The sequence below is a fragment of the Bradyrhizobium sp. WYCCWR 13022 genome (assembly GCF_030435535.1).
Classification (GTDB): domain Bacteria; phylum Pseudomonadota; class Alphaproteobacteria; order Rhizobiales; family Xanthobacteraceae; genus Bradyrhizobium.
In genome coordinates this window covers 1-2400 of record NZ_JAUIZJ010000055.1, presented here as the reverse complement: position 1 = coordinate 2400, position 2400 = coordinate 1, and the positions used below count along the sequence as shown (strand labels likewise).

Annotated in this window: 3 protein-coding genes; all 3 read right to left on the bottom strand. The window is 63.5% G+C overall.

What is annotated here, in order from left to right; translation table 11 throughout:
- Positions 1–58 precede the first annotated feature (58 nt).
- From QY049_RS38910 to QY049_RS38900, 3 genes are read right to left on the bottom strand one after another with little or no spacing between them, the layout of a single operon-like run.
- The gene (locus QY049_RS38910) at positions 59–298 is read right to left on the bottom strand and encodes a hypothetical protein (protein WP_128929832.1); all 240 of its coding nucleotides are present in this window, start codon (positions 296–298) and stop codon (positions 59–61) included.
- The gene (locus QY049_RS38905) at positions 295–1488 is read right to left on the bottom strand and encodes an IS91 family transposase (RefSeq protein WP_128929833.1); all 1194 of its coding nucleotides are present in this window, start codon (positions 1486–1488) and stop codon (positions 295–297) included. Before QY049_RS38905 ends, QY049_RS38910 begins: the two co-directional genes overlap by 4 nt.
- A gap of 9 nt (positions 1489–1497) precedes the next feature.
- A complete protein-coding gene (locus QY049_RS38900) occupies positions 1498–2358 on the bottom strand; it encodes a site-specific integrase (protein ID WP_164935788.1) in 861 nt (286 codons plus the stop codon).
- Between the last annotated feature and the right edge of the window lie 42 nt (positions 2359–2400).

Here is a 2400-nt window from a genome sequence, read left to right as displayed (position 1 = left end):
TTTGAAGCTGGATTGAACGAAGCCGCGTCTTGTGAGCGAGGACCTATGGGGGCTCGATCTAGGCGCCGGTAGGCGCGATTGACCCGATGTCGGGCCCGCGAGCGAGTGTGGCCGCAGATTGCCGTTGATATTGGCAGCAGAGGATGCCGGCGTCGATAGCGTCGAACGGCGCGTCAAGCCCAAGCGGCTGACTATCGCCCGTTCGCCGCGCGTTGTGAGCGTGCTTGATCGTTCCGACGGAGAACGTCGGCATGGCGATGCCTGCAGTGGGAGCGAACAAGTCGAGGTAGTCGGTCATGATGTATCGCAGCGAGGTGCTGCGCGTCGCGGCGTTTGCGCACGCGGCACAGGCCCAATCTCGACCATGCGGCCTCCGCAGATGGGGCACAAGTCGAGGCGGTGACCAATGAGGATGGCGCAGCGCTCACGATAGTCGACAGCTTCGGCAGGCGGAGGCGGCTCTGGCGCCTTTAGCGCCGCTCGGATGCGCGCGAGTTTGGCGACGCGGCAGGCGTTCGCCAGGAAGCCAAAATGACGGATGCGGCGAAACCCCTTCGGCAATACGTGGAGCAGAAAGCGACGAAGGAACTCCTCAGTGTCGAGCGTCATCACTTTGGATCTGTTGCCAGCGCGATAATCCTTCCACCGGAAGCGGACGTGGCCCTGGTCACAGGTAAGGAGCCGGCCGTTGGCGATTGCAACGCGATGGGTGTAGCGCCCGAGATAGGCCAGAACCTGTTCTGGTCCGCCGAAGGGACGCTTGGCGTAGACGACCCACTCGACCTTGCGGAGGGCGGTTAGATGGCGGGCGAATGCCGCTGGCTCGACGAGGTGCGCGAGATGGCCGAAGAACTGGAGCTTGGTGCCATTGAACGCCGCCTGCAGGCGCTCCAGGAACAGCCGACGATACAATCGTGACAGGACGCGAACGGGAAGGAAGAAGCCGGGGCGACAATGAACCCAGCTTCCATCAGGGGCGATCCCGCCGCCTGGCACGAGGCAATGGGCATGCGGATGATGCGTCAGGGTCTGGCCCCAGGTATGGAGAATGGCGATCATCCCGGTCTCGGCACCGAGATGCTTCGGGTCGGCGCTGATGAGACGGATCGTCTCGGCTGCTGCCTTGAGCAGGATGTCGTAGACCGCCGTCTTGTTCTGCAGCGCGATGGCGGCCACCGGCGCCGGCACGGTGAAGACGACATGGAAATAGGGGACCGGCAGCAGGTCGGCCTGGCGCTCGGCGAGCCATTGGGCGCGCGCGAGCGCTTGGCACTTTGGACAGTGCCGATCGCGACAGCTGTTATAGGCGACGCGGACCAGGCCGCAGTCGTCGCACCGCTCGACGTGGCCGCCGAGCGTCGCTGTGCGACACGCCTCGATGGCCGCCATCACACGGCGCTGATCGGAGGACAGCCGAGGACCCTGCGCGGCACGGAAGGCGCCGCCGTGGCGGCGGAGGATGTCCGCCACCTCGAGCACGGGGCGCATATGCGCAGCTCAGTCGGGTGGGATCACCCTGACGGAGAGTCCATCGAATGGGCTGGTCGTGCGGGCGAGCAGGTTGGTCGCAACCTGAGCGTAGCGCGCGGTCGATCCCAGGTCGGCATGTCCGAGCAGAACTTGAATGATGCGAATGTCGATCCCGCTTTCCAGGAGATGGGTCGCAAACGAGTGCCGGAGCGTATGGACAGTAATCGGCTTGGCAAGCCGAGCGCGGCGGCGGGCGGCGCGGCAGGCCGCCTGGACGCAGCGGACGCTGACATGTTCACTTGGGTCTTGGCCTGGAAATAGCCACAGCCCCGGTCGGGCTCGCATCCAGTACGTACGCAGAATCTCCAGCAGTCGCGGAGAAAGCATCGCGTAACGATCCCTGCCGCCCTTACCGTTCTCGATGTGGATCAACATTCGCTTGCTGTCGATCGAGCTCACCTTCAGGCGGACGACTTCACTAACCCGTAAGCCAGCCGCATAAGCCGTCGCCAGCACGACGCGATTGCGCACCCCTGTAACCGCGTCCAGGAAGCGCTCGATCTCTTCGGCACTAAGCACGAGCGGGAGCTTGTCGGGCTTCTGGCCACCAATGATCCGCTCGAATGCCTCCGTCTGCCCGAGTGTGACGCCGTAGAAGAACCGCAGCGCGCAGGCCACCTGATTGATGTGGGACCACGAGCGCTTTTGGCCGATGAGATGTAGTTGGTAGGCGCGGACCTGCTCGAAACTCAACCGGTCCGGGGCATAGCCGAAATGGCGGCTAAACTTTGCGATCGCATAGATATAGGATTGTTGAGTCGACGGCGACAGATTGCGGACCGTCATGTCCTCGATCATGCGCTGCCGAAGAGGGCTCATCGTAGCCATCTGGGTCTCCTGTCTTGAGAGGGGTGGTGCGAAGACCAACAT